At 72.2% G+C, this 23,032-nt stretch carries 20 protein-coding genes and 2 pseudogenes; 5 read left to right on the forward strand and 17 right to left on the reverse strand.

Annotated elements, in window-relative coordinates:
* Positions 1-7: 7 nt before the first annotated feature.
* The 10 genes from I2W78_RS35360 to I2W78_RS35405 form a co-directional block, all read right to left on the reverse strand.
* On the reverse strand, positions 8-1,021 hold the full coding sequence (locus tag I2W78_RS35360; RefSeq protein ID WP_196464306.1) for a hemolysin family protein: 1,014 nt from the start codon (positions 1,019-1,021) through the stop codon (positions 8-10).
* Positions 1,018-2,346, reverse strand: a complete 1,329-nt coding sequence (locus I2W78_RS35365; RefSeq protein ID WP_196464307.1) for a hemolysin family protein — start codon at positions 2,344-2,346, stop codon at positions 1,018-1,020. Before I2W78_RS35365 ends, I2W78_RS35360 begins: the two co-directional genes overlap by 4 nt.
* A gap of 172 nt (positions 2,347-2,518) precedes the next feature.
* On the reverse strand, positions 2,519-2,953 hold the full coding sequence (locus I2W78_RS35370) for a GNAT family N-acetyltransferase (protein WP_196464308.1): 435 nt from the start codon (positions 2,951-2,953) through the stop codon (positions 2,519-2,521).
* A 76-nt stretch (positions 2,954-3,029) separates the two neighbouring features.
* Positions 3,030-4,196, reverse strand: coding sequence for a substrate-binding domain-containing protein (locus I2W78_RS35375; RefSeq protein ID WP_196464309.1), 1,167 nt, complete (start codon positions 4,194-4,196; stop codon positions 3,030-3,032).
* Positions 4,197-4,266: 70 nt separating this feature from the next.
* Positions 4,267-5,379 carry an ABC transporter permease gene (locus I2W78_RS35380; protein WP_196464310.1) on the reverse strand — a complete coding sequence of 371 codons (1,113 nt, stop codon included), beginning with the start codon at positions 5,377-5,379 and terminating at the stop codon, positions 4,267-4,269.
* Positions 5,376-6,923 carry a sugar ABC transporter ATP-binding protein gene (locus tag I2W78_RS35385; RefSeq protein WP_196464311.1) on the reverse strand — a complete coding sequence of 516 codons (1,548 nt, stop codon included), beginning with the start codon at positions 6,921-6,923 and terminating at the stop codon, positions 5,376-5,378. Before I2W78_RS35385 ends, I2W78_RS35380 begins: the two co-directional genes overlap by 4 nt.
* A gap of 168 nt (positions 6,924-7,091) precedes the next feature.
* On the reverse strand, positions 7,092-9,947 hold the full coding sequence (locus I2W78_RS35390) for a SpoIIE family protein phosphatase (RefSeq protein WP_196464312.1): 2,856 nt from the start codon (positions 9,945-9,947) through the stop codon (positions 7,092-7,094).
* Between the two features lie 143 nt (positions 9,948-10,090).
* The gene (locus tag I2W78_RS35395) at positions 10,091-10,981 is read right to left on the reverse strand and encodes an LLM class F420-dependent oxidoreductase (RefSeq protein WP_196464834.1); all 891 of its coding nucleotides are present in this window, start codon (positions 10,979-10,981) and stop codon (positions 10,091-10,093) included.
* Between the two features lie 61 nt (positions 10,982-11,042).
* Positions 11,043-13,610, reverse strand: coding sequence for an ABC transporter permease (locus tag I2W78_RS35400; RefSeq protein ID WP_196464313.1), 2,568 nt, complete (start codon positions 13,608-13,610; stop codon positions 11,043-11,045).
* Between the two features lie 4 nt (positions 13,611-13,614).
* On the reverse strand, positions 13,615-14,427 hold the full coding sequence (locus I2W78_RS35405; RefSeq protein ID WP_196464314.1) for an ABC transporter ATP-binding protein: 813 nt from the start codon (positions 14,425-14,427) through the stop codon (positions 13,615-13,617).
* A gap of 230 nt (positions 14,428-14,657) precedes the next feature.
* On the opposite strand from I2W78_RS35405, the gene I2W78_RS35410 reads away from it, so the two are divergent.
* A complete protein-coding gene (locus tag I2W78_RS35410) occupies positions 14,658-14,915 on the forward strand; it encodes an antitoxin (RefSeq protein ID WP_196464315.1) in 258 nt (85 codons plus the stop codon).
* 5 nt (positions 14,916-14,920) lie between these two features.
* Entirely contained in the window at positions 14,921-15,295 is a 375-nt protein-coding gene (locus tag I2W78_RS35415; RefSeq protein WP_196464316.1) for a fic family toxin-antitoxin system, toxin component, read from the forward strand.
* 9 nt (positions 15,296-15,304) lie between these two features.
* Here I2W78_RS35415 and I2W78_RS35420 read toward each other — a convergent pair whose 3' ends face one another.
* Complete coding sequence (locus I2W78_RS35420) at positions 15,305-15,985, reverse strand: class I SAM-dependent methyltransferase (protein WP_196464317.1); 681 nt, start codon at positions 15,983-15,985, stop codon at positions 15,305-15,307.
* Between the two features lie 73 nt (positions 15,986-16,058).
* A pseudogene (locus I2W78_RS40875) lies at positions 16,059-16,312 on the reverse strand (esterase/lipase family protein); the annotation flags it as partial.
* 28 nt (positions 16,313-16,340) lie between these two features.
* Here I2W78_RS40875 and I2W78_RS35425 point away from each other — a divergent pair.
* Positions 16,341-16,598 (forward strand): annotated as a pseudogene (locus I2W78_RS35425) (helix-turn-helix domain-containing protein); the annotation flags it as partial.
* A 15-nt stretch (positions 16,599-16,613) separates the two neighbouring features.
* Here I2W78_RS35425 and bioD read toward each other — a convergent pair.
* Genes bioD through bioB form a run of 3 tightly spaced genes read right to left on the reverse strand, consistent with a single transcriptional unit; the run spans position 16,614 to position 19,843 of the window.
* Positions 16,614-17,345: a dethiobiotin synthase gene (bioD, locus tag I2W78_RS35430; RefSeq protein WP_196464318.1), complete on the reverse strand. Its 732-nt coding sequence runs from the start codon at positions 17,343-17,345 to the stop codon at positions 16,614-16,616.
* Position 17,346: 1 nt separating this feature from the next.
* Entirely contained in the window at positions 17,347-18,627 is a 1,281-nt protein-coding gene (locus I2W78_RS35435) for an adenosylmethionine--8-amino-7-oxononanoate transaminase (RefSeq protein WP_196464319.1), read from the reverse strand.
* Positions 18,620-19,843: a biotin synthase BioB gene (bioB, locus tag I2W78_RS35440; RefSeq protein ID WP_196464320.1), complete on the reverse strand. Its 1,224-nt coding sequence runs from the start codon at positions 19,841-19,843 to the stop codon at positions 18,620-18,622. The genes I2W78_RS35435 and bioB overlap by 8 nt, the downstream gene beginning before the upstream one ends.
* A 156-nt stretch (positions 19,844-19,999) precedes the next feature.
* Between bioB and I2W78_RS35445 the strand changes: the two genes are divergently transcribed.
* Complete coding sequence (locus I2W78_RS35445; protein WP_196464321.1) at positions 20,000-21,127, forward strand: 8-amino-7-oxononanoate synthase; 1,128 nt, start codon at positions 20,000-20,002, stop codon at positions 21,125-21,127.
* Positions 21,128-21,179: 52 nt separating this feature from the next.
* Here the strand turns inward: I2W78_RS35445 and I2W78_RS35450 are convergent, their stop codons facing one another.
* Together I2W78_RS35450 and I2W78_RS35455 are read right to left on the reverse strand one after the other, a co-directional pair.
* Positions 21,180-21,401 (reverse strand): DUF397 domain-containing protein, encoded by a 222-nt coding sequence (locus I2W78_RS35450; protein ID WP_196464322.1) that lies wholly within the window; start codon positions 21,399-21,401, stop codon positions 21,180-21,182.
* Between the two features lie 9 nt (positions 21,402-21,410).
* A complete protein-coding gene (locus I2W78_RS35455) occupies positions 21,411-22,271 on the reverse strand; it encodes a helix-turn-helix domain-containing protein (protein WP_196464323.1) in 861 nt (286 codons plus the stop codon).
* A gap of 212 nt (positions 22,272-22,483) precedes the next feature.
* On the opposite strand from I2W78_RS35455, the gene I2W78_RS35460 reads away from it, so the two are divergent.
* Positions 22,484-22,942, forward strand: a complete 459-nt coding sequence (locus I2W78_RS35460) for an ATP-binding protein (RefSeq protein WP_196464324.1) — start codon at positions 22,484-22,486, stop codon at positions 22,940-22,942.
* The last annotated feature ends 90 nt before the right edge of the window (positions 22,943-23,032 follow it).

The following is a 23,032-nucleotide window of genomic DNA, read 5'->3' on the forward strand; positions in this document are numbered from 1 at the left end:
CTCGGCCTCACGCCCACTGACCGAACAGCTCCCGCAGCACGTCCTCCATGGTCACCAGCCCCGCCAGCCGCCCGTCCGAACCGAGCACGGCCGCAAGATGCGTACGGCTGCCCCGCATCGCGGTGAGAACGTCGTCCAGCGGCGTGGTCTCCCGTACGCGCGCGATGGGCCGCATGTCGCGCAGCCGGAACGGCAGGTCGCGCGGCGAAGCGTCCAGCGCGTCCTTCACATGGAGGTAGCCGACGATCCGGCGCCCCTCGTCCACGACGGGGAAGCGGGAGAACCCGGACTGGGCCGACAGCCCCTCCAACTCCTCCGGAGTGACCCCCACGCGCGCGTACACGATGCTTTCCAGCGGCAGTACGACATCCCGCACGGGCCGGTGGCCCAGTTCCAGGGCGTCGTGCAGCCGCTCCTGCGCACGGTCGTCGAGCAGCCCGGCGGCGCCGGAGTCCTGGACCATCCGGGCCAGCTCCGCGTCCGAGAAGCTCGCCGTGACCGCGTCCTTGGTCTCGATCCGGAGGAGTTTCAGCAGCCCGTTGGCGAACGCGTTGATGGTGAAGATCACCGGCCGCAGCGCCCGGGACAGCGCGACCAGCGGCGGTCCGAGCAGCAGGGCGCTGCGCACTGGCTCGGCGAGCGCGATGTTCTTCGGCACCATCTCGCCGAGCAGCATGTGCAGATACGTGGCCAGGGTCAGCGCGATCACGAAGGACACCGCGTGCCCCGGACCGCTCGGCACGCCCATCGCGTGGAACACCGGCTCCAGCAGATGCGCGATCGCCGGTTCCGCGACGACACCGAGCACCAGGGTGCTCAGCGTGATGCCCAGCTGCGCGGCCGCCATGAGCTGGGACACGTGCTCCAGGCCCCACAGCACGCTCCTGCCGCGCCGGTCGCCCCGCTCGGCGTACGGCTCGATCTGGGAGCGGCGCACCGAGATCAGCGCGAACTCGGCGCCCACGAAGAAGGCGTTCACGACCAGCGTCGCGAGACCGATCAGCAACTGTACGACGGTCATGCCTGCGCCTCCTTCTCGTCGTCCAGGGGCGCGTGCAGCAGGACGCGTGCCGCCCGGCGCCCGGAGGCGTCCAGCACGTCGAGCCGCCAGCCGGCGACCTCCACGATGTCGCCGACGGCCGGGATACGGCCGAGCTCAGCGGCGACCAGACCGGCGAGCGTCTCGTACGGCCCCTCCGGAGGCCGCAGGCCGACGCGCGCGAGCTGGTCCATGCGGGCGGCGCCGTCCGCCGAGTACAGGGCGTGGCCGTCCTCGTCGGCGCCGACCGGGGCGAGGTCGGGGGTCTCGTGCGGATCGTGCTCGTCACGCACCTCGCCGACGACCTCCTCGACGATGTCCTCCAGGGTCGCCACGCCCGCCGTACCGCCGTACTCGTCGATGACCACGGCCATCGTGCGCTTGCCGGACAGCCGGTCGAGGAGCCGGTCCACGGTGAGCGACTCGGGCACGAGCAGCGGTTCACGCATCATGTCGGCCACCGGCACCCGGGGCCGGCGCTCCGCGGGCACGGTCAGGATGTCCTTGATGTGGGCCGTGCCCACGACCGAGTCGAGGCTGCCGCGGTAGACCGGGAACCGGGACAGGCCCGTCGCCCGGGTCGCGTTCGCCACGTCCTCACAGGTCGCCTGCGCGTCCAGGGCGACGACCTGCACCCGTGGCGTCATCACGTTCTCCGCGGTGAGGTCCGCGAGGTTCAGGGTGCGCACGAACAGCTCGGCGGTGTCCGCCTCCAGGGCGCCCTCCCGTGCGGAGTGCCGGGCCAGCGCGGCCAGTTCCTGCGGTCCGCGCGCGGAGGCCAGCTCCTCGGCGGGCTCGATGCCGAAGCGGCGCACCAGGCGGTTCGCCGTGTTGTTCAGGTGGGTGATGAACGGCCGGAAGATCGCGCTGAACCAGCGCTGCGCGTTGCCCACCCGCCGGGCCACGGCCAGCGGCGAGGAGATCGCCCAGTTCTTGGGCACCAGCTCGCCCACCACCATCAGGAACACCGTCGACAGGGCCGTGCCCAGCACCAGCGCGATCGAGGACGCCGTGGTCCCGGAGATGCCGATGGCGCGCAGCGGGCCCGCGATCAGCCGCGCGATGGACGGCTCGGCGAGCATGCCGACCACCAGGTTGGTGACGGTGATGCCGAGCTGTGCGCCGGAGAGCTGGAAGGTGAGATTGCGTACGGCCTTCAGAGCACCGGAGGCGCCGCGCTCGCCGCGCTCGACGGCCCGTTCCAGCTCGCTGCGCTCGACCGTGGTCAGCGAGAACTCGGCCGCGACGAAGGCGCCACAGGCGAGCGAGAGCAGGATCGCCACCAGCAGGAGGAGCACTTCGGTCATCGGGTCACCCCCGTCCCATGCTCCGACGGGGCAGGGAGGATCGCGCGATGTCTGCTGGTACTGGGAGGCTCGCCCATGGGCGGACGCTCACACCTTTCACTGAGGGTCGGGTCCTGGGAGGACCGAGTGGCCCTCCCAGGGTAAAGGATCGGCAAAAGACGTCAGAATTCGGTCAGGCGTCGGATTCGGTCAGCGGCCTCACCCAACGCCGCCACTGCTCCTCCGGCGAGTACCCCGCCGCACGCCACGCGTGCTGCGCGGTCACGTTCCGGGTCAGCACCATCGCGTCCCCACGGCGCCCGCCGAGTCGTACGAAACGCTCCTCAGCGGCGGCCAGCAGCGCACCGCCGATGCCCTGGCGGCGGTGCTCTGGGTGCACGGCGAGCCGGTAGAGGTGACAGCGCCAGCCGTCGAAACCGGCTATGACGGTCCCCGCGACGACGCCGTCGCGCTCCGCGAGGAGCAGGGCTTCGGGGTCCGTCGCGATGAGTCGGGCCACTCCGTCGTGGTCGTCGCTGATGCTCGTTCCTTCCGCGGCTTCGCGCCAGAACCGCAGCACGGCGTCGACGTCCGAGAGGGTGGCGCAGCGGATGTGAAGATCGCTCATGGCGTGAGCCAAGCAGAGCGCCGACCGGCCTGGCGAACGGTTTCCGCGCCGGGGGTTCGGGGCGAGGAGGCGGTTGTCACTTCCCCCAGATCTTCCGGTACCCCTCCCGATAGCCCGGCGGGTCCCAGGTCGTGGCGCCGTTGACGTTGTCGGCCGTGGTGAGGTGGACGGGGGCCACATATCCGCTGGCGGGCCGGTCGGAGAAGGCTCGGTTGAACTCGTCGACGATCTGCCAGCCCTGCAGGGACAGCGGCTCGGGCACGGTGGCCGCCTGGTACTGCCCGCTGTCGATGCGCTGGAAGGCGGCCGGGGAGCCGTCACCGGCGCCGATATTGAAGGGCGGGCCCGAACCGGGCGTGCCGGCCGCGCGGAAGGCGGGTGCGGCATCGGCGAAGTACAGGTCGTTGATGGCGACGGAGTGGGTCCACCTGTCCTGGAAGCGGGCCAGGAGCGAGGCAATCTCCCGGGGGATCCGGCTGCTCGCGTCCGGGATCGGGATGTTCTCCTGCGCCAGCAGCCGCACGCCCGAGCAGGTGGCGAGTTCCTTCCTGATCAGCTCGGACTTGTCCCTGGCGAAGGGGATCGAGGCGTCGGTGATGAGCACGACCCCGGCACGGCCGCCCGAGTGCGAAATGATCCACTGTGCGCTGATCGCGGCCACGTCCTCGACCCGGGTGGTGACGTTGGTGAAGAGCCTGGGCCGCTCGCTGGGGCCGGGGGAGGCGACCGCGTGCCAGCCGATGAGCGGGATGCGTGCCGAGTTGGCCCGCGCCACCTGTCGCGAGGTCGAGTTGGGGTCGAAGCCGCCGATGACGATTCCGGAGGGCCTGAGCGCCACGGCCTCGCTCATCGCCGCCTGGATGCCGGCGGGGGTACCGCCTCCGTCGATCACCCGGACGTTCCAGCCGATGACCCGGGCCGCTTCCCGCACGCCCTCGGCCGCGCCCGCGACTCCGGGGTTGGTCATGGTCTGGGCGACGTAGACGATGGTCTTGCCGGACGTTGCCGCGGGGCCGGTGGTCGGTCCGGTCCAGGCCAGGCCGGTCTGCTCCGCCTGTCCGACGGCGGTCCGGGCCCTGGCATAGGCCGCGGGGCAGCCGTTCGGGGCCGGTGTCGAGTCCCCCGGGCCGTCCGACGAGCCGCGTTCGCAGCCGGTCAGGAGGGCTGCCGCGGCCAGCAGGGCGGTGGCTGCGGATCGGGCCTTGAGGACGCCGGGGGCGGCGGCCTTGCGGTTGCCGTGCACGGGAGACTCCTCGCGGAGGGTTGGGCAGGAGGACTCGGCCGGGGCACAGAGCGGCTGCTCATGGCGTGGGTCAGGGGTCGCTGGTCGCCGTGCCGCCGCCCTGGGTCGGGGAGGACGGCGGCCCGGGCGTCACGGTGGGCGAGTCGCGGGCCGCGACGGCGCCGGTGCGCAGTCGGCGGCGGGCGGAGTAGCCGGCCAGGCCGACGGCCAGCAGCAGGGTGCCGCCGTAGAACAGGGGGAGCGTCCAGAAGTCGGCGCCCAGCTGGCCGATGCCGGTGAGACCGACGGCGAGGACGGCGACGGCGACGACGGTGCCCAGGGCGTTGGGGCGGCCCGGTTTGATCGCGGTGGAGCCGAGGAGGGCACCGGCGAAGGCGGGCAGCAGATAGTCGAGGCCGACACTCGGATTGCCGATCTGCTGCTGGGCCGCGAGCAGGACTCCGGCGAAGCCGACGATCAGTCCCGAGGCGGCGAACGTGTAGACGATGTACTTGCGGGTCGGGATCCCGACGAGGTCGGCGGCGCGGGGGTTCGAGCCGATGACGTACAGGTACCGGCCGAGCGGCAGTCGCTCCAGCACCAGCCAGAGGACGACCGCGAGGGCGAGGACGTAGAACGCCGGGACGGGCAGGCCGAGGAACGTGGAGTCGTAGAGGTCGGTGAAGGCGGCCGGCAGGCCCTGTGGGCCGGGAACGATCCGGCCGCCGTCGGTGATCCAGCCGGTCACGGCGTACAGCATGCTGCCGACCCCGAGGGTGGCGATGAAGGAGTCGATGTGGCCGAACTCGACGATGACGCCGTTGAGGACACCCACGACCGCCCCTCCCACGATCACCGCGAGACAGGCGAGCGGCCAGGGCCACCCGGCGTTGACGACGAGCTGCATCACCATGACGTGGGCCAGGCCGAGGCCGTAGCCGATGGAGAGGTCGAACGCCCCGGTCACGATGGGGACCATGGCGGCGAGCGCGAGGACGGCGGGGATCGACTGGTTCGACAGGATCGCGTCGACGGTGTCACCGGTGGGAAAGGTGCGCGGCAGGGCGAGCGAGAAGACCAGGGCGAGCACGGCGATGAGAGCCAGCAGGCCGTAGGCACCGATGAAGTGCCCGCCCGGCACGCCGGGGCGGCCGAGTCGGCGCCGTCGTGGCCGGGGTGAGGGCGCGGAGGGCGGTCCGGTCATGGGCTCGTCACGGTTCCCTCGGGAGGCACGGCCGAAGCCGCGCGGGTGAGCCCGGCGACCGTCAGGGCCGGACCGCTCAACTCGGCCGCCACGGACCCGTGCACGAAGACCAGGGCACGTCGGCACACGCGCGCGACTTCCTCGAAGTCGGAGGAGATGAGCAGGGCGGAAAGGCCTGCGGCCAGCGCCTCGTCGAGCAGGTGGTGGATCGCGGCCTTGGCCCCGATGTCCACGCTCGCGGTCGGTTCCTCGAGGATCAGCAGTCGCGGCCTCAGCCGCAGCCAGCGGCCGATCATGACCTTCTGCTGGTTTCCGCCGGACAGGGTCGCGATGGGGGCTTCGCTGTCGCGCGGACGCACCGAGAACCGTTCGATCAGGGCGGCGGCCTCGGCGCGTTCACGGCGGGGACTGATCAAGTGCGGTACCGGCGAGCGTTCGGCGCGGGGGTTGGGAAGGAGGTTCTCCCTTACGGTGAGGTCTTCCGCGCAGCCTTCCAACTGCCTGTCGCCGGACACGAGTCCGACACCGAGACCGACGGCGTCGGCGACCTTGTGGGGACGGTACGGCCTGCCGTCGAGGAGCACCCGCCCGTCGAGGACGGGCCGGCAGCCGGCGAGGGCTCGCCCCAACTGCAGGTGCCCGGCACCGGTGAGGCCGACCAGACCGAGCACCTCCCCGGCCCCGAGTTCCAGGCTGACCGGTCCCACGCCGGTGGTCCGTACGCCGTCCAGGGTCAGGACGGAGGCGCCGCCGGCGGGGACCGTGGCGGGGCGGTGTTCGGTCAGTTCCGCACCGACGATGTCGTGCACCAGACGGCCGGGGCTGTGGTCCGCGAGCAGGCCGTGGCTGACGAGGCGACCGTCGCGCAGGACGGCGAAGGTGTCGGCGACCTCGTACACCTCGTCCAGGCGGTGGCTGACGTAGAGGATGCCGTGCCCCCGGTCGCGCAGGGCGTGCAGGACGCGGAAGAGCCGGGCGCAGTCCGTGGCGGGCAGCCGGGCGGTCGGCTCGTCGAGGACGATGAGCTTCGCCCGCGCCGCCAGGGCCCGGGCGATGGCGACCAGCGAACGCTCGGCCGGGGCCAGCCGGGCGAGCGGCTCGTCGGGGTCGAGATGCGCGGCGACGGTGCGCAGGGCCTCGGTGCACTGCTCCCGGGTCCGGCGCCAGGAGATCAGTCCGGCACGGCGCGGATACCCGGTGCTCAGGGCGATGTTCTCGGCGACCGTCATCCACTCCACGAGACCGAGGTCCTGGTGGATGAAGGACATGCCGCGGGAGGCTGCGTGACTGCCGAGCGGGTGCCCGTCCACGCTGATCTGTCCCGCCTCGGCGTGGTGGACGCCCGCGAGCACCTTGATGAGCGTGGACTTTCCGGCTCCGTTGGGGCCGAGGAGGGCGAGGACGCTGCCGGCGTGGACATCGAGGTCGACCCCGGCCAGGGCGAGAGTCCCGCCGAACCGCTTGGTGAGGCCGCGGATACGGACCAGAGGCTCTGTCCCGAAGGGCGCAACCGCCTTCGCAGAAGTGCCGGGAGCGTCGTGCACGGACATCTCCGGGGGTCGGCCTGGCGAGTTCTTCCCGAGTTCCACAAGTGATGCTGAGTTCCACAAGTGATGCTAATGGGATGAATTACCTGTTTTCAGGTGCTCCGGCTCTGTTACCGCCTTTTGTGACTCTGACGGGTCAGCGGGCGGTCGCCCGCCGGATCCGCCTCATGCGACAAGCCCGCATTCCGCCCAGATGACCTTGCCCTCCGGCGTGTAGCGCGTGCCCCAGCCCTGCGAGAGCTGCGCGACGAGGAACAGGCCGCGGCCGCCCTCGTCGGTGCTCGCCGCCCGGCGCAGATGCGGCGCGGTGTTGCTGGTGTCGGAGACCTCGCAGATCAGGGCGCGGTCGCGGAGCAGCCGTACCCGGATGGGCCCGGAGCCGTGCCGGATGGCGTTCGTGACCAGCTCGCTGAGCACCAGTTCCGCGGCGAACGCCACCTCGTCGAGTCCCCAGTCGGCCAGCTGCCGAACGGCCGAGGCGCGGACGTCGCTGACGAGGGCGGGGTCGGCGGGCAGGTCCCAGGCGGCGACCCGACGGGGGTCCAGGGCGTGGGTGCGGGCGACGAGCAGGGCGATGTCGTCGTGCGGGTGCGCGGGCGCCACCGTCTCCAGGACTGCCCGGCAGGTGTCGTCGGGTGCGCGCTCCGGGTGGGCAAGGACGATGCGCAGCTGGTCGAGGACCTCGTCGACGTCGCGATGCCGGTCCTCGATGAGTCCGTCGGTGTAGAGGACCAGCTGACTGCCCTCGGGGACATGGAACTCGGCGGATTCGAAGGGCAGACCCCCGAGGCCGAGCGGGGGCCCGGCGGGCAGGTCGGGGAAGGAAACGGTGCCGTCGGGTTGGACCAGGGCGGGCGGTGGGTGGCCGGCGCGGGCCATGGTGCACCGCTGTGAGGTCGGGTCGTAGACGACGTACAGGCACGTCGCGCCGATGATGCCGGTGCCGCCGGCGTCGGGTTCCTCCCGGTCCAGGCGCACGGTGAGGTTGTCGAGGTGGGTGAGGACCTCGTCCGGGGCGAAGTCGAGTTCGGCGAAGCTGCGGGCGGCGGTGCGCAGTCGGCCCATGGTGGCGGCGGACAGCATGCCGTGGCCGACGACGTCACCGACGAGGAGGCCGATGCGGGTGCCAGAGAGGGGAATGACGTCGTACCAGTCCCCGCCCACGTCGGATTCGGCGGGCAGATAGCGATGGGCGACCTCGACGGCGTCCTGGTCGGGTATCCCGTGCGGGAGCAGGCTGCGCTGCAGGGCCAGGACCATGGTGCGTTCGTGCGTGTAACGCCGGGCGTTGTCGATGGACAGCGCGGCGCGGTTGGCGAGTTCCTGGGCCAGGGAGCGGTCGTCGTCCCCGAAGGGGGCGGGGTCCTGGGCGCGGTAGAAGCTGGCGACGCCCAGGACGACGCCCCGGGCGAGAAGGGGGGCCGCGATGAGGGAGTGGACGTGGGCCGGCAGCCGTTCGGCGATCCGGCCGGCGGCGGCGTTCAGGTCGGGTTCCAGCACTGCCTGCCCACTCGTCAGGCACCGCAGCTGGGGCGCGGTGGGGTCGAGGCCGACCTGCTTGCCGACCGGGAGGAAGGGGCTGTCGTCGCGGAAGCCGTGCACCACCGTACGGCGCAGATCGCCGAGGGGGTCGGCGGCCTCCTCGCCGCGCAGCACGGCCTCGGGCAGGTCGATCGTGACGAAGTCGGCCAGTCCCGGGACCGCCGTCTCGGCCAGTTCCTCGGCGGTGCGGCGCACGTCCAGGGTGGTACCGATGCGGGCGCTCGCCTCGGACAGCAGTTCCAGGCGGCGGCGCGCGGCCACGGCGTACGTCCCCACGCGCGGCTCGCCCAGCAGCACCAGTCCTCTCGTGGCGGGCGGGGGGCCGAGGTGATCGCCCGGTACGCGGCCCGCCCCGACGGTCGTGACGCCGCGGCCGCCCGCGGCGACCCCGTCGGGTACGGCGTCGGGGAGCGCACCGGACACCTGGGAGATGAAGAGCCGCCCGGCGGGAGCGGTCGTCCCGGACGGCGAGCCGGCGGTGGGGACGGCAGCCTCGGCGGGGAGGACCGGCAGCTTCTCGACCATGCGTGGGACGGTGAGGGGCCCACGCGGTGAGGGGCCCGCGACAACGGCCTCGATCGCGATGCCCTCCACTCCGGAGGCACTCGTCATCGGGCGGCTCACCAGCGTGACCCGTCGGCCGCCCGGCAGGGACACGTCGACGGCGGCGCGCTGCGCACAGGAGATCAGCTCGGCGGCCCTCTCCATGAGGATCGCCCAGTCACGGGGGTGCAGCCCGAGGGCCAGTTCGTCCACCCCGACGCTGTGGCGCAGACCGTCGGCGGACTGGGCCTCGGTGTCCAGATACGCCCGCAGCAGAGCTCGCTCACGCCGGGAACTCTGCTCCAGCAGCCGCCGCTCGATGGCGTCGGCCGCCTTGCGTATCAGGTCGGCCAGCGCCGGGTCCTCGGCGGTGCGCGGATAGCCGAAGCACAGCACGCCCTCGATGTGGCCGCTGAGCGGGTCACGGACGGGCAGCGCACGGCAGGCGCTGGCCTGGGAGCGCTCGGCGAAGTGCTCGGCGCCGTAGACCCGGATGAGTTGCCGTTCCACCAGGGCGAGACCGATGCCGTTGGTGCCGGCGACCTGCTCGGCGAACACGAATCCCGGCACGCGCTGGATCGCCGGGAGGCTTCTGGCCAGGGACGCGTCTCCGAAACGGCGCAGGAGGACCGTACCGTTCGGGTCGGCGAGGGAGATGTTCATCGCGCTGCCGGCGAACCTGGCCTGCAGCCGGTCGAGCACGGGGAGGGCCGCTCTGACGATGCGGTCGTCCGCGTCGAAGTCCTCCCGGAAGGGCAGGTCGGCCTGGTCCGGCGACAGCCCCAGGGACCGGCAGCGCTGCCAGGAACTCAGGATCGGCGTGCGCACACCCCCGACGATCGGCTCACCCTGCAGAAACCGCTCACGGAAACCGGCGGGCCCTGCGCCGCCTGCCGCACGCCCCGTCGGTATCGGTGCCCCGCCGAACCGAACCACGCTTCGCCTCACTCGCGTCTTACACAATCCGCTTTTCGGAAATATCCGGCAACCATGAGGATACGGGCATTAGGGGCGTGAGTCATTGATCGAGAGCTTGCTCAGGCGCAGTGACCCGGCTGTCCGGTCGTCGCAAGGGGCACTCACTCGCCGCGCAGCGCCTCGATCACCGGCGAGAACGTCTCCATGTAGGGCCCCAGCACGGTCAGATACGAGAACCCGTACCGCTCCCGCTGCCGCCGCACCTGGTCGACGATCTCGTCCAGCGTCCCGATCAGGACGATGGGCAGCTCCAGTGCCTGCTCCGGGCTCAGGTGCGGCACATGGGGCAGCATCGGCCGGATCGCCCCCTCGCGGTCCTCGGTGACGACCACCATCTGGATGAGCACGTTCAGCTCGGCGGGCTCCTTGCGCCCCTCGGCCAGCCGCCGGTACGTGGCGACGCGCTCGTCGAGCTCCTCGGCCGTGACCGGCGCCAGCGCCCCCGTCGTACTGCCGGGCACGGAGCGCGCTCCGGTGAACGCCGCGATGTCGGCGTGCTCGGCGGTCAGCTTCAGCATCCGGTCGCCGCCCGCGCCGATCAGCAGCGGTACGCGCGGCCGCTGCACGGGCCGAGGCTGGTGCTCCTGCGAGCCGAGCAGCCGCTCCAGCTCCTCGACGGTGCGCCGCAGATGGTCCACCCGTTCGCCGGGGGAGCCCCAGGGCAGCCCGGCCGTCTCGTGCTCCGCCTGTACGTAGCCGGTGCCGAGGCCCAGTTCGAGGCGGCCGCCGGTGAGGGCGTCCGTGGTGGCCACTTCGCGGGCCAGCAGGGCGGGGTTCCAGAAGCCGGCGTTGAGCACGAACGTGCCGAGGCGCGGCCGCTCGGTCGCCGCGGCGGCGGCCGCCAGGGCCGGGAAGGGGGCGGGCATGCCCAGGTGGTCGGGGACGAGGAGGACGTCGTAGCCGAGTTCCTCGGCCCGGCGGCACTTGGCGCGCCACTCCCCGGCGGGCGCGGGACTGACGAGGTTGACGCCGAAGCGGAACGGACGCGGCATGAACTCTCGCGGCATGAACTCTCCTCGGGATCAAGCGACTTGAGCATGTGCCGCCATTCCATCACTCGTGCGCGATCGCTGCCAGCACGTTCATCCGCGACGCCCGCAACGCCGGCAGCAGCGCCGCCACGACCCCGACCACCGCCGAGCCGATCACGACCGCGACGATCGTGCCCCACGGGATCGCGAGCGCCGTCATGCCCTCCAGCGCCAGCACCTGCTGGGTGCACAGACCCCACACCAGCCCAAGGGCGAGCCCGAGCACCGCGCCGAACACCGCGATCACCACCGACTCCAGCCGGATCATCCGGCGCAGCTGCCGTCGGGCGAGGCCGATGGCCCGCAGCAGTCCGATCTCCCGGGTGCGCTCGACGACGGACAGGGCGAGGGTGTTGACCACACCCAGCACGGCGATGATGATCGCCAGCCCGAGCAGGGCGTACACGAGGTAGAGCAGTACCGCGATCTGGTCGTGGACCAGCTGCTTGTAGTCGGCCAGGTCCCGCACCTGCACCTGCGGATACGCGTCCAGCGTCGACTCCAGGCCGCCGCGCAGATCGTCCGCGGCGGTGCCGGGCGAGCCGTTGACGTACAGCGCGGAGTCCTGTGCGCCCGGGGCATGGCGCTCCAGGGTGGCGAGCCCGAAGTAGATCCCGCCCTGCATGCCGAAGCCCTCGCCGGACGCCTGGTCGGTCAGCGCGCCGACGGTCAGTTCCGCCGTGCGTCCGCCCTGGAACTCGACGGGGATCGTGCTGCCGACCCGCACACCGTGGTCCCGCGCGAAGTCCCGGTCCATCGCCATCCGCCCGGGGGCCAGCGCGGCGGCGCTGTCGCCTTGGGCGTAGGTGACGTTGGCAACCTCGTCGAGCTCCGGGTCGTAGCCGGCGGCCGTCGTCCGGACGCGGTCGCCGTCGGGGAGGGCCATGGCGATCGGCGCGAACCGCGAGCGCACCACCAGGCCGACGCCCTCGGTCTCGAGCACCCGCTGGGTGACCTCCTGCGGGAAGGGCACGAAGTTGGCGTTCTGGAGCACGAAGTCCGCGCCCAGCGTCCGGTCGATCTGCTCGTCGAACGACTTCGTCATCGAGGCGCTCGCCACCGACATCCCGCCGACCAGCGCGAGCCCCACCATGAGCGCGGCAGCGGTGGCGCCGGTACGACGGGGGTTGCGCAGGGCGTTGCGCTGGCTCATCCGCCCGATCGAACGGAACAACGCCGGGAACCACCCGCCCAGCACCCGGATCACCGGCCGTACCAGCAACGGCCCGGCGATCACGGTCGCGACCAGCGTCAGGACGACCCCGAGGCCGAGCAGGGACGCGGCCGACCCGGTGTCGGACGCCACGACACAACCCGCCAGCGCGGCCACCCCGGCCGCACCGACGAGCGCGCCCACGATCGCGCGCACCTTGAGCGGCCGGCCCACCCCGGCGACCTCCGCGTCCGCGAGCGCCGCCATCGGCGAGACGGCGGCGGCGCGGCGGGCCGGGAGGTACGCGGCGACGAAGGTGACGCCGACTCCGACGACGTACGCCGTCACGGGTGTCACCCAGGCGATGACCATCTCGGTGGACTTGATGTTCATGCCGAGCGCGCCCATCAGCTCGATCAGCCCGGCGGCGAGCGCGATCCCGGCGGCCAGGCCCAGCGTCGAGCCGACCAGGCCGAGCAGCAGCGCCTCGGTGAGGACCGAGCGGCGGACCTGGCGGCGGTCGGCGCCCAGCGCGCGCAGCAGGCCCAGTTCGCGGGTGCGCTGCGCGATCAGCATGGAGAAGGTGTTGACGATCAGGAACACGCCCACCAGCACGGCGATCCCGGCGAAGCCGAGCATCACCCACTTGATGATGTCGAGGAAGCCGCCGAGCTGTTCGACGTCCGACTGGGCCTGTTCGCCGGCGGTGCGGAAGTCGTAGCGGCCGGTGCCGAGCGTGGCCGCCACGCGCTCCTTGAGCGTTTCGTCGCTGACGCCCGGCGCCGCGTCCACGGTGATGGCGGTGGCGCCCTCAGGGTCTGCGAGGAGCTTGGTCTGCGCGGTCGGCGTGTCCACGAACAGCAGCGCGGCACCGGGGTTGGTGGTGGTGAAGGTGACGATGCCGACGACCTGGACCTTGAACGAGCCCGGTGCCGCGATCACCGTCAGGGTGTCGCCGACTTGTACGTTCGCACGCTCGGCCGTCTCGGAGTCGAGCAGTGCCTCGGTGGGCCCGCGCGGGGCGTGACCCGAGGTCAGCTCCACGGGGCTGCGCTCGGTCGGGTTCCAGTTGTTGCCGAGCGTGGGCGCGCCGGTCGTCGGGCTGACCGGCTCGTTGCGGTCGTCGACGACGGTGATGTTCTGGACCTCGACCTCCGCGCGGGCGGCGGCCACGCCGTCGACCCGGGCGACCCGCTCGGCGAGGTCCGCCGCCAGGGTGGCCGTCGCGCCGGACGGCACCGCCTCGTCGAGGGTCTCCCGGGGACTGACGGTGACGTCGGCCGCGGTCGAGGCGAAGAGCCGGTCGAACGTGCGGCTGACGGTGTCGGAGAAGATCAGGCTGCCCGCGACGAACGCGACGGACAACAGCACCGCAAGCGCAGAGAGGAGCAGCCGCCCCTTGTGGGCGAGGAAGCTTCTGAGCGTCGCCTTCAGCACGGGTTCAGTCTTCCCCGGCGGGGGCGCCGTCGTCGTACTGACGGCGGATCACGTCGAACCGTTTCATTCGCTCCAGTACCGCCTCCGCCGTCGGCCGCGCCATCTCGTCGACGATCCGTCCGTCGCCGAGGAACAGCACCAGGTCGGAATGGGCGGCGGCGCCCGGGTCGTGAGTGACCATGACGACGGTCTGCCCGAGTCCGTCGACGGCCTCGCGCAGGAAGCCGAGCACCTCCAGGCCCGCGCGCGAGTCGAGGTTGCCGGTCGGCTCGTCCGCGAAGATCAGCTCCGGCCGCGAGGCGAGGGCGCGGGCACAGGCCACGCGCTGCTGCTGACCGCCCGACAGCTGCGCGGGGCGGTGCCCGAGCCGGTCCCGCAGCCCGAGGGTGTCGATGACCTGGTCCAGCCACTTCTGGTCGGGTTTCTGACCCGCGATGTCCATGGGCAGGGTGATGTTCTCCAGCGCGTTCAGCGTCGGGATCAGGTTGAACGACTGGAACATGAACCCGATCCGGTCCCGGCGCAGCCGGGTCAGCTCGCGCTCCCGCAGTCCGGTGATCTCGGTGTCGCCGAGCCACACCTGACCCGACGAGACGGTGTCGAGCCCGGCCAGAAGGTGCATGAGGGTGGACTTGCCGGAACCCGACGGGCCCATCACGGCGGTGAACCGCCCGCGCGCGATGTCGACGTCCACCGAGTCCAGGGCGAGCACCGTCGTCTCGCCCGAGCCGTAGGCCTTGGTCAGACCGCGGGCGCGGGCCGCGACCCCGTCGGCCGAGGCGAGCCCCGGGGCGTGCTCCGCAGCAGGTGTGGACAAAGGTGCCTCCTTGGTCGCAGCTCGCTCGTGGACGTCCCGGGTTCCTCGCCGTGGCCGACAGCCGCTCCTTGCGGGGCCGACAGTAATGTGATGTGCGGCACACACGGTATCCCCCGGAGGTCCCGGTCGGTCTCCTGCCCAGGTCGGGCGCCGGATCCGGGTGTAAGGGGCACGCGCCCGGCCGCGCAGGCGCCCTTGCCGTGCTAGCGCCCCGGCGCTAGCTTCGAGGTATGGCCAAGACCCAGTTGAACGTCCGCGTCGACGAGGACACCGCACGCGCGGCCCGCGAACGCGCCCTCGCGCGCGGGATGAGCGTCAACCGCTACATCGAGGAACTCGTCAAGCAGGACACCGGCGAGGTCGGCCACACCTTCGTGGAGGCCGCCGCCGACTTCATGAAGCAGTACGAGTCGGTCTTCGCCGAGGAGTTCGGCGCCGAGCATGAAGGCCGCGTCAGCCGAAGCCACGCGAGCGAAGGTCGCCGCTGATCCCCTTGAGCGACCTCACCATCGACCTCGCCTGGCTCCTCATGCTCGCCGAACAGAAGACGCCGGGAGACCCCCAGGTCACCGACTGGGGAGCCCTCGTCGCCGCCGTCGCGCGCCACCAGGCCGAGATCTTCGACGTCCCCGTCTACGACACCCCGCACGCCCGCGCCGCGGCCCTGCTCCAGCTGCTGATCCACGTCCCCGCGCTGGAGCGGTCCAACGCCCTGTTCGCCTCCGCCGTGGCGTACGCCTATCTCGTCGCGAGCGGTGCCAAGGTCGTCACCTCGCCCGAGCAGGTGCGTGACCTGGCCCGGCTGGTCAAGAGCGGCGAGGCGTCGGTGCACGACATCGCGCGCGAGCTGCGCCTGTGGAGCCTGTGAGGCGCCTGCCTACTGCTGCGACCGCCACGCGGTGCCGAGCACGCAGAACGACGTCGGCAGCACCGGCCCCTTCTCCGGCATCAGCATCCGCCGGTACGGGCCCAGTTCGAAACCGGCGTCCCGGAGCGCGCCGACCGGATCCCGGGACAGATGGCAGCCGCCGCTCAGCACCGGCCACACCGTGCGGTCCAGCGCCCGCTGCGTGAAGCCCATGGCGCGCCCGCCGCCCCGGCCGTGCTCGAAGAACCGCACCTGCCCGTCCGGCCGCAGCACCCGCCGTACCTCACCGAGCGCGCGCGGCACGTCCCGCACACTGCACAGCACCAGCGACAGCACGACCGCGTCGAAACCCTCGCTCTTGACGGGCAGTGCCTCCGCCGCGCCAGGCACCACGTCGACGGGCACCTCGGCGCGCAGGGCGGCCTCCACCGCCAGCTGCCGCAGACTCCGCTCGGGTTCGATGGCGACGACCTCCGCGACCGCACGCGGATAGTGCGCGAAGTTCAGACCGTTGCCGGCGCCGATTTCGAGCACCCGCCCGGACAGCCCGGCGAGCAGCCGGTCGCGTACCCCGGCCATGCCCATCCGGGTCTCGGCGGCCACGCTGAGGCGGGCGTAGTAACGGGCGAACAGCGGGTGGTGCACGGGATCCCGCGTCACCTTGCCGGTGCCGACGGACCGTAGCGGCATGGAAACCTCCCGGGCAGGACGGGCCATACCGGGATTGTCCCCCGGAAGCGCCCCGTGCACCCCCGCTCGCGGCTCACGCCACGAAGTCGCGCACCTGCTCGTAGACACCGTGGTCGTTGTTCATGTCGGTGTGCGAAACGCAGCCCACCCCGACGTTGGCCGCGCCGTTCAACGGGGCGGTGCTGTCAGGGTCGAGGACGTCCCGTGGTTGACGCCGGCGGTCGAGACGAAGTCGTCGACGTAAGACGTTCCGCCGAGATTCTTGAGGTAGCAGCGGGAGTTGAGCGCGCCCATCGAGTGCACGACCAGGTCGACCTTGGACGCGCCGTCCGGTTCAGCACGTCGCGGATCACGGTGGCGAGCCGAACTACGTGCGCTCGGCGCACCCACGGAACCGGCCCACGCCCCCGACACCCCCACCGCGCGCCTCACCGCCCAGCAACTGGTGGTGGCCCGCATGGCGGCCGAGGGCGCGACCAACCGCGAGATCGCCGCCCGCCTCGCCCTCGGCCCGCGCACCATCGACCACCACCTGCGCGGGGTCTTCGCCCGCCTGGGCATCCCCTCCCGCATCGACCTCGTACGCCTCCTGGCCGACACCGGCGATCCATGAGCTCACGACGCGCGGTCAGTGCTCCAACGCCCGCGGCCGCTGCCGCACCCGGAACGCCTCCGCGTCCCACGTCCCGTCCAGCCGCGGCGCCAGCCACCCCGGCGCCGTCCTCCGGAAGACCTCCGGCGCGAACGCCCCCGCCCCCGCCGGCAGGGCCCCGAGCAGCGGCGCGCACGCCACCTCCGGCAGATCCGCCAGATTGCAGCGCGCGGCCAGGTCCGGCTCGGTGGGCCAGCTGCCGATGACCACTCCCACCAAGTCGAGCCCCCGGCGGCGTACTTCACGCGCCGTCAGCTCCGTGGAGTTCAGCGTCCCCAGCCCCGCCGGGGCCACCACGAGCACCGGCGCCGCCAGCAGCTCGGCCGCGTCCGCCAGCGTCCCGCCCGCCGGGTCGAACCGCACCAGCAGCCCGCCCGCGCCCTCCACCAGCACCAGATCGTGCTCGGTGGACAGCTTGGCCGCGGCCTCGGCGATCTCGTGCGGATGCACGGGCGCCCGCCCGGCGCGCCGCGCCGCGGTACCCGGTGCCAACGGCTCCGGATAACGGGCGAGTTCGCGAGCCGCGACCGGTCCCGCCAGCCGCGCGACCTCCTCGGCGTCCCCGCGCTCATCGGGCCGTACGCCCGTCTGCGCGGCCTTCAACACGGCGACCGAGCGCCCCGCCGCCACCGCCGACGCGGCGACCGCGGCCGTCGTGACCGTCTTGCCGACCTCCGTACCCGTCCCCGTGATCACCAGGATCGGCATGTCATCCCTCCCGCGCGGCCGCGCGCACCGCGCGTCCGATCCGTGCCAGGTCCGCGTCGCCCGTGATGTACGGCGGCATGGTGTAGACGAGGTCGCGGAACGGCCGCAGCCACACGCCCTCGCGCACGGCGGCCCGCGTCGCCGCCGCCATGTCCACCTCGTGGTCGAGCTGGACGACCCCGATGGCGCCCAGGACCCGTACGTCCCGAACCCCCGGGAGGTCCGCGGCCGGTGCCAGCCCCTCCCGCAGGCCCGCCTCGATCCGCTTGACCTCCGCGTGCCAGTCCTGGCCGAGCAGCAGCCCGATCGAGGCGCAGGCCACTGCCGCCGCCAGCGGATTGCCCATGAACGTCGGCCCGTGCGCGAGCACCGGCACCTCGCCCCGGGAAATCCCGTCGGCCACCCGCGCGGTGCACAGCGTCGCCGCCATCGTCAGGTAGCCGCCGGTCAGCGCCTTGCCCACGCACATCACGTCCGGCGTGACGGCCGCGTGCTCCGCCGCGAACAGCGCGCCCGTACGGCCGAACCCGGTCGCGATCTCGTCGAACACCAGCAGCACGTCGTGCGCGTCGCACGCCTCGCGCAGCACCCGCAGATACGCGGGGGAGTGGAACCGCATCCCGCCCGCGCCCTGCACCACCGGCTCGACGATGACGGCGGCCAGCTCGTGCGCATGCCGCTCGATCAGCGACCGCAGCTGGTCGGCGTACGGCTCCTCGTACTCGGTCGGCGGCGGTTCGGCGAACACCTGGCGCTGGAGCACCCCGGTCCACAGCTCGTGCATGCCGCCCTCGGGGTCGCACACCGACATGGGCTGCCAGGTGTCGCCGTGGTAGCCACCCCGCCAGGTGAACAGGCGCTGTTTCTCCGGGCGGCCGAGCGAACGCCAGTACTGCAGGCACATCTTGATCGCGACCTCGACCGACACCGACCCGGAGTCGGCGAGGAACACATGCTCCAGACCGTCGGGCGACATGTCGACAAGGAGCTTCGCGAGCCGTACGGCGGGCTCGTGCGTGAGCCCGCCGAACATCACGTGGCTCATCCGCGACAACTGCTCGTGCGCGGCCTCGTTCAGCACCGGGTGGTTGTAGCCGTGGATCGCCGACCACCAGGACGACATCCCGTCGACCAGCTCGCCCGAGCCGTCCGCGAGTCGCAGCCGGACCCCGCTCGCCGACTCCACGACGAGCGGTTCCCGCCGGCCGGGCATGGGGCCGTACGGGTGCCAGACGTGCCGCCGGTCGAGGTCCAGCAGCTCGGGCAGGGGCAGTTCAGGCATTGGGCGCGAGGTCCGTTCCGGCACCCCGGCGGCGTACGGCGACCAGGTCCGTGCGCGGCTCGGCGGCCTGCGGGACGGACGCGGAACCGCAGATTCCGCCCCCCTCGGCGCCCTGGTGCGAGCCGCACCCGGCACCTTCCGCGCCCTGGTGCGACCCGCACCCGGCGGCCCCGCCGGTCTCGGCGCCCTGGTGCGACCCGCATCCGCCGCCCGCCCGGTGCTCCGGCAGCGTCACCTGGTCGGTGCCCTCCACCTCGAATCCGGCGTCGGCGATCATCTCCAGGTCGGCCCTGCCCGCCTGGCCCTCGCTGGTGAGGTAGTCGCCGAGGAAGACGGAGTTGGCCAGGTGCAGGGCGAGGGGCTGCATCGAGCGCAGATGGACCTCACGGCCGCCGGCGATGCGCACCTCGACGTCCGGGCACACGAACCGCACCATCGCCAGGATCCGCAGACAGCGCTGCGGGGTGAGGTGCCACTCCTTGGCGAGCGGGGTGCCCTCGAACGGGATCAGGAAGTTGACCGGCACCGAGTCCGGGTCCAGCTCGCGCAGCGCGAACACGACGTCGACCAGGTCCTCGTCCGACTCGCCCATCCCCGCGATCAGCCCGGAGCAGGCCGACAGCCCGGCGGCGTGCGCCTTCTGCACGGTGTCGACGCGGTCGGCGTAGGTGTGGGTGGTCGTGATGTCCGCGTAGGTCGCCTCGGACGTGTTGAGGTTGTGGTTGTAGGCGTCCGCGCCGGCCTCGCGCAGCCGCTCCGCCTGGCCGTCGGAGAGCAGCCCGAGGCAGGCGCACACCTCGACGCCCTCGTTCTGCTCCTTGATCGCCCGGATCGTCTCGGAGACCCGGTCGACGTCGCGGTCGGTCGGCCCGCGCCCGCTGGCCACCAGGCAAACCCGCTTGGCACCGCCCGCGAGCCCCGCGGCCGCGGCCTGCGAGGCCTCGTCGGGCTTCAGCCAGGTGTACTTGAGGATGCCGGCCTGGGAGCCGAGCCGTTGGGAGCAGTACGAGCAGTCCTCCGGGCACAGGCCCGACTTGAGGTTGACGAGGTAGTTGAGCTTCACCCGTCGGCCGAACCAGTGGCGGCGCACCTTTCCGGCCGCGGCCACCACATCGAGCACGTCGTCGTCGGAAGTGGCGAGGACGGCCAGTGCTTCCTCGCGGGTCGGCGTCTCGCGCCGCAGCCCCTTGTCCACCAGCGTGTTCAGCAGGTCCATGGAAGATGATCCTGTCCTAACGCACCGCCTCCGGCCAAGGGGAGACTTCACACAACACGGTCCCTTCGATGTGTGGGTATTGCCACACCGTGAGCTGCGTTGGGTGCCGCTAGGGTCTGTGCACTGCCTACAAAAAACACCCGGAGGGCGGAGCCCATGGCGTTCGGCTGGATCGACGAGCAGGCGCAGCTGCGCCGCCGCGCCGGACTCGTACGGACCCTGCGGCCCCGCCCGGCCGACTCGCCGCTGCTGGACCTGGCGAGCAACGACTACCTGGGGCTCGCCCGGCACCCCGAGGTCACCGAGGGCGCCGCGCGGGCCGCGCGGAGGTGGGGCGGCGGGTCGACCGGCTCCCGCCTCGTCACCGGCACCACGGAACTGCACGCGGAACTCGAACGCGAGCTGGCCGCCTTCTGCGGCTTCGAGGCGGCGCTCGTCTTCTCCTCCGGTTACGCCGCCAACCTCGCCGCGGTCACCGCGCTGGCGCCGCACGGCTCGCTGATCGTCTCCGACGCGGGCAACCACGCCTCGCTGATCGACGGCTGCCGACTGGCCCGCGGCACCACGCAGGTCGTCGCGCACGCCGACCCGGACGCCGTGCGCAAGGCCCTGCACACGCATGACGGGCCGGCCGTCGCCGTGTCCGACACGGTCTTCTCGGTCGACGGCGACGCGGCCCCGCTCACCGAACTGGCCCAGGTGTGCCGCGAGCGTGGCGCGGGGCTGGTCGTGGACGACGCCCACGGGCTCGGCGTGCTCGGCGACGGCGGCCGGGGAGCCGCGTACGCGACGGGGCTCGCGGGCGCGGACGACGTGGTCGTCACGGTCACGCTGTCCAAGTCGCTGGGCAGCCAGGGCGGCGCCGTGCTCGGGCCGGCACGGGTGATCGACCATCTGGTCAACGCGGCCCGGACGTTCATCTTCGACACCGGACTGGCTCCGGCCGCCGCGGGCGCGGCGCTCGCGGCCCTGCGGCTGCTGCGGGGTGAGCCGGAGCGGGCGGCGCGGGCGCGTGCGGTGGCGGGCGAGTTGCACGCCCGGCTGACGGCCCTGGGTCTTGAGGCGGTACGGCCGGACGCCGCGGTCGTCTCCGTGCGCGCGCCGTCCCCGGAGAGCGCCGTGCGCTGGGCGGCCGACTGCCGCGCCGGGGGGCTCGCCGTGGGCTGCTTCCGACCTCCTTCCGTACCCGACGGCATCTCCCGGCTGCGGCTGACGGCCCGCGCGGACCTCTCCGGGGACCAGATCGAACGCGCTGTACGTGTCATTGGCGACACGCGACCATGAGTCGGCGAACCACGGCCGTGCACCGCGCTACGGAAGGGGCAGTCAGGACCCGTCAGAGGTGAGCCGTGAACCCCGCCCAGCTCTCGGGGGAGAAGAGCAGCGCGGGTCCGGCCGGGTCCTTGGAGTCGCGTACGGCGAGCAGTCCGGCCCACGGGCCAAGGGCCGGCCGGGCCGTCTCGACGCAGTTGTTGGCGCCGGTGCTGTAGCTGCTGCGCAGCCAGTGCACACCGAGCAGTTGAGTGCTGGAAGGTACGTTCCGAGGCAGAGCGGTCATGGTGCCTCCTTACGCGCCGTCACCTATCCCGGCGATGTAGTCCAACGATTCCTCGGGCGAAAGGGCGTAGAACTGAAGGGCGTTGAAGGCCTCGGTGTAGGCCTCTACGTCTTCTTTCCGTTCGAGGTAGAGGCTACTCGTCAAGTGGTCGAGAACAACAACGTCCAGATCAGATGTGCTCGAAAATGAGAAAATAACGAAAGGCCCGGTGATGCCGATGTGCGCCCCTGCCGCGAAGGGCAGCACCTGGAGGCGCACTTGGGGCAGCCGGGCCGCGTCCACCAGCCGTTCCAGCTGCCGCGCCATCACCTCCGGGCCGCCGACCTCCCGGCGCAGCACCGCCTCGTCGAGCACCGCGCTGAGCGCCAGCGGGGGGTGCGACCGCAGCACGTCCTGCCTGGCCAGACGTACCTCCACCAGGGCGTCCAGGCGGTCCTCGGTCACGCCCTCCACCGCGGCGCGGGTCACGGCGCGGGCGTACTCGGGGGTCTGGAGCAGGCCCGGGACGACGGAGGTCTCCAGGGTGCGCATGGCGCCGGCCTGCGACTCCAGGCTGATGAAGTCCCGGTAGGTGGGCGGCAGCACACCCTTGTAGGCGTGCCACCAGTGGTCCCGGCCGTGGCCGCCGCCAGAGCCCGCCAACGCCAGGAGGAGGTCCCGGAGTTGGGCGTCGTCAACCCCGTAGGCATCCAGGAGTAACCGCACATCGGCCGGTTTCACGCCGCTGGCGCCGGTCTCGATCCGGCTCACTTTCGACTGGTGCCAGCCCACCAGCCGGGCCGCCTCACCGCTTGTGAGGCCCGCGCGGCCTCGCAGTGTGCGTAATTCGGCGCCCAGTTTCCGGCGGCGCACCGCGGGACCGTGCTGCATGGGCTACTCCTTACTCCTTCCGAGCCGCCCAAATACGCTCTGCCGTCGCAGAGTTCACCGCTTCGAGCGACAGATATATGCATATCTTGGTGGATCGCCACCGCTACCGGCCCATGAGTGGCAGTCTGGCGACGAAGCACCAGTCCGGGACCGTACTCGAACCATCCGCTCCGTGTCGGACTCCGGTCCCGTGGGAAAGGGACGACGTCGCCATGGCAGACCATCTGGAAGCCTCCGTCACTCTGCCGAGCGATCCCGCCTCGGTCTCCACCGCCCGCACCTACGTGGTCAGCACCCTGGCGGAATGGGGCCTGCCACCGGAGACGGATGTGGCCGACACCATCCGGCTCATCGTCTCCGAACTCGCCACCAACGCCGTTCAGCACACGTTCGGTCAGTCGCCCACCTTCACGGTCGCGATGGAGCTCGACCGCGACGAGCGGCTCCGCATCGGGGTGACCGACAGTCACCCGCGGCTCCCCAAGCGGCTCCCGGCCGCCGTCCAGCAGGACAACGGCCGTGGCCTGGTCATCATCCGCTGGCTCACCGCCGAGTGCGGCGGCCGCCTGAGAGTCCGCCCGACCCGCGAGGGGGGCAAGACGGTCTCCATCGAACTGCCGTGGACGGCCCCGGCACGCCCGGCATGGGCGACGGGCCCGCACGAGCCGTAGTCCGAGGCCGGGCGTGTCGCGCCGCGCGGCCCACGCGCAGACCCGTTCCGAGGGCCGCTCGGGGCGTCACACTGCGCGAGTCGGAGGGGG

Source organism: Streptomyces spinoverrucosus (assembly GCF_015712165.1).
Classification (GTDB): domain Bacteria; phylum Actinomycetota; class Actinomycetes; order Streptomycetales; family Streptomycetaceae; genus Streptomyces; species Streptomyces spinoverrucosus_A.

Excerpts from the sequence above, each read along its gene's own strand:
- I2W78_RS35360 (WP_196464306.1), bottom strand. The coding sequence starts at position 1,021 with ATGACCGTCGTACAGTTGCTGATCGGTCTCGCGACGCTGGTCGTGAAC.
- I2W78_RS35365 (WP_196464307.1), bottom strand. The coding sequence starts at position 2,346 with ATGACCGAAGTGCTCCTCCTGCTGGTGGCGATCCTGCTCTCGCTCGCC.
- I2W78_RS35370 (WP_196464308.1), bottom strand. The coding sequence starts at position 2,953 with ATGAGCGATCTTCACATCCGCTGCGCCACCCTCTCGGACGTCGACGCC.
- I2W78_RS35380 (WP_196464310.1), bottom strand. The coding sequence starts at position 5,379 with ATGACCGGACCGCCCTCCGCGCCCTCACCCCGGCCACGACGGCGCCGA.
- I2W78_RS35395 (WP_196464834.1), bottom strand. The coding sequence starts at position 10,981 with ATGCCGCGTCCGTTCCGCTTCGGCGTCAACCTCGTCAGTCCCGCGCCC.
- I2W78_RS35410 (WP_196464315.1), top strand. The coding sequence starts at position 14,658 with ATGGCCAAGACCCAGTTGAACGTCCGCGTCGACGAGGACACCGCACGC.
- I2W78_RS35420 (WP_196464317.1), bottom strand. The coding sequence starts at position 15,985 with ATGCCGCTACGGTCCGTCGGCACCGGCAAGGTGACGCGGGATCCCGTG.
- bioD (WP_196464318.1), bottom strand. The coding sequence starts at position 17,345 with ATGCCGATCCTGGTGATCACGGGGACGGGTACGGAGGTCGGCAAGACG.
- I2W78_RS35435 (WP_196464319.1), bottom strand. The coding sequence starts at position 18,627 with ATGCCTGAACTGCCCCTGCCCGAGCTGCTGGACCTCGACCGGCGGCAC.
- bioB (WP_196464320.1), bottom strand. The coding sequence starts at position 19,843 with ATGGACCTGCTGAACACGCTGGTGGACAAGGGGCTGCGGCGCGAGACG.
- I2W78_RS35445 (WP_196464321.1), top strand. The coding sequence starts at position 20,000 with ATGGCGTTCGGCTGGATCGACGAGCAGGCGCAGCTGCGCCGCCGCGCC.
- I2W78_RS35450 (WP_196464322.1), bottom strand. The coding sequence starts at position 21,401 with ATGACCGCTCTGCCTCGGAACGTACCTTCCAGCACTCAACTGCTCGGT.
- I2W78_RS35455 (WP_196464323.1), bottom strand. The coding sequence starts at position 22,271 with ATGCAGCACGGTCCCGCGGTGCGCCGCCGGAAACTGGGCGCCGAATTA.
- I2W78_RS35460 (WP_196464324.1), top strand. The coding sequence starts at position 22,484 with ATGGCAGACCATCTGGAAGCCTCCGTCACTCTGCCGAGCGATCCCGCC.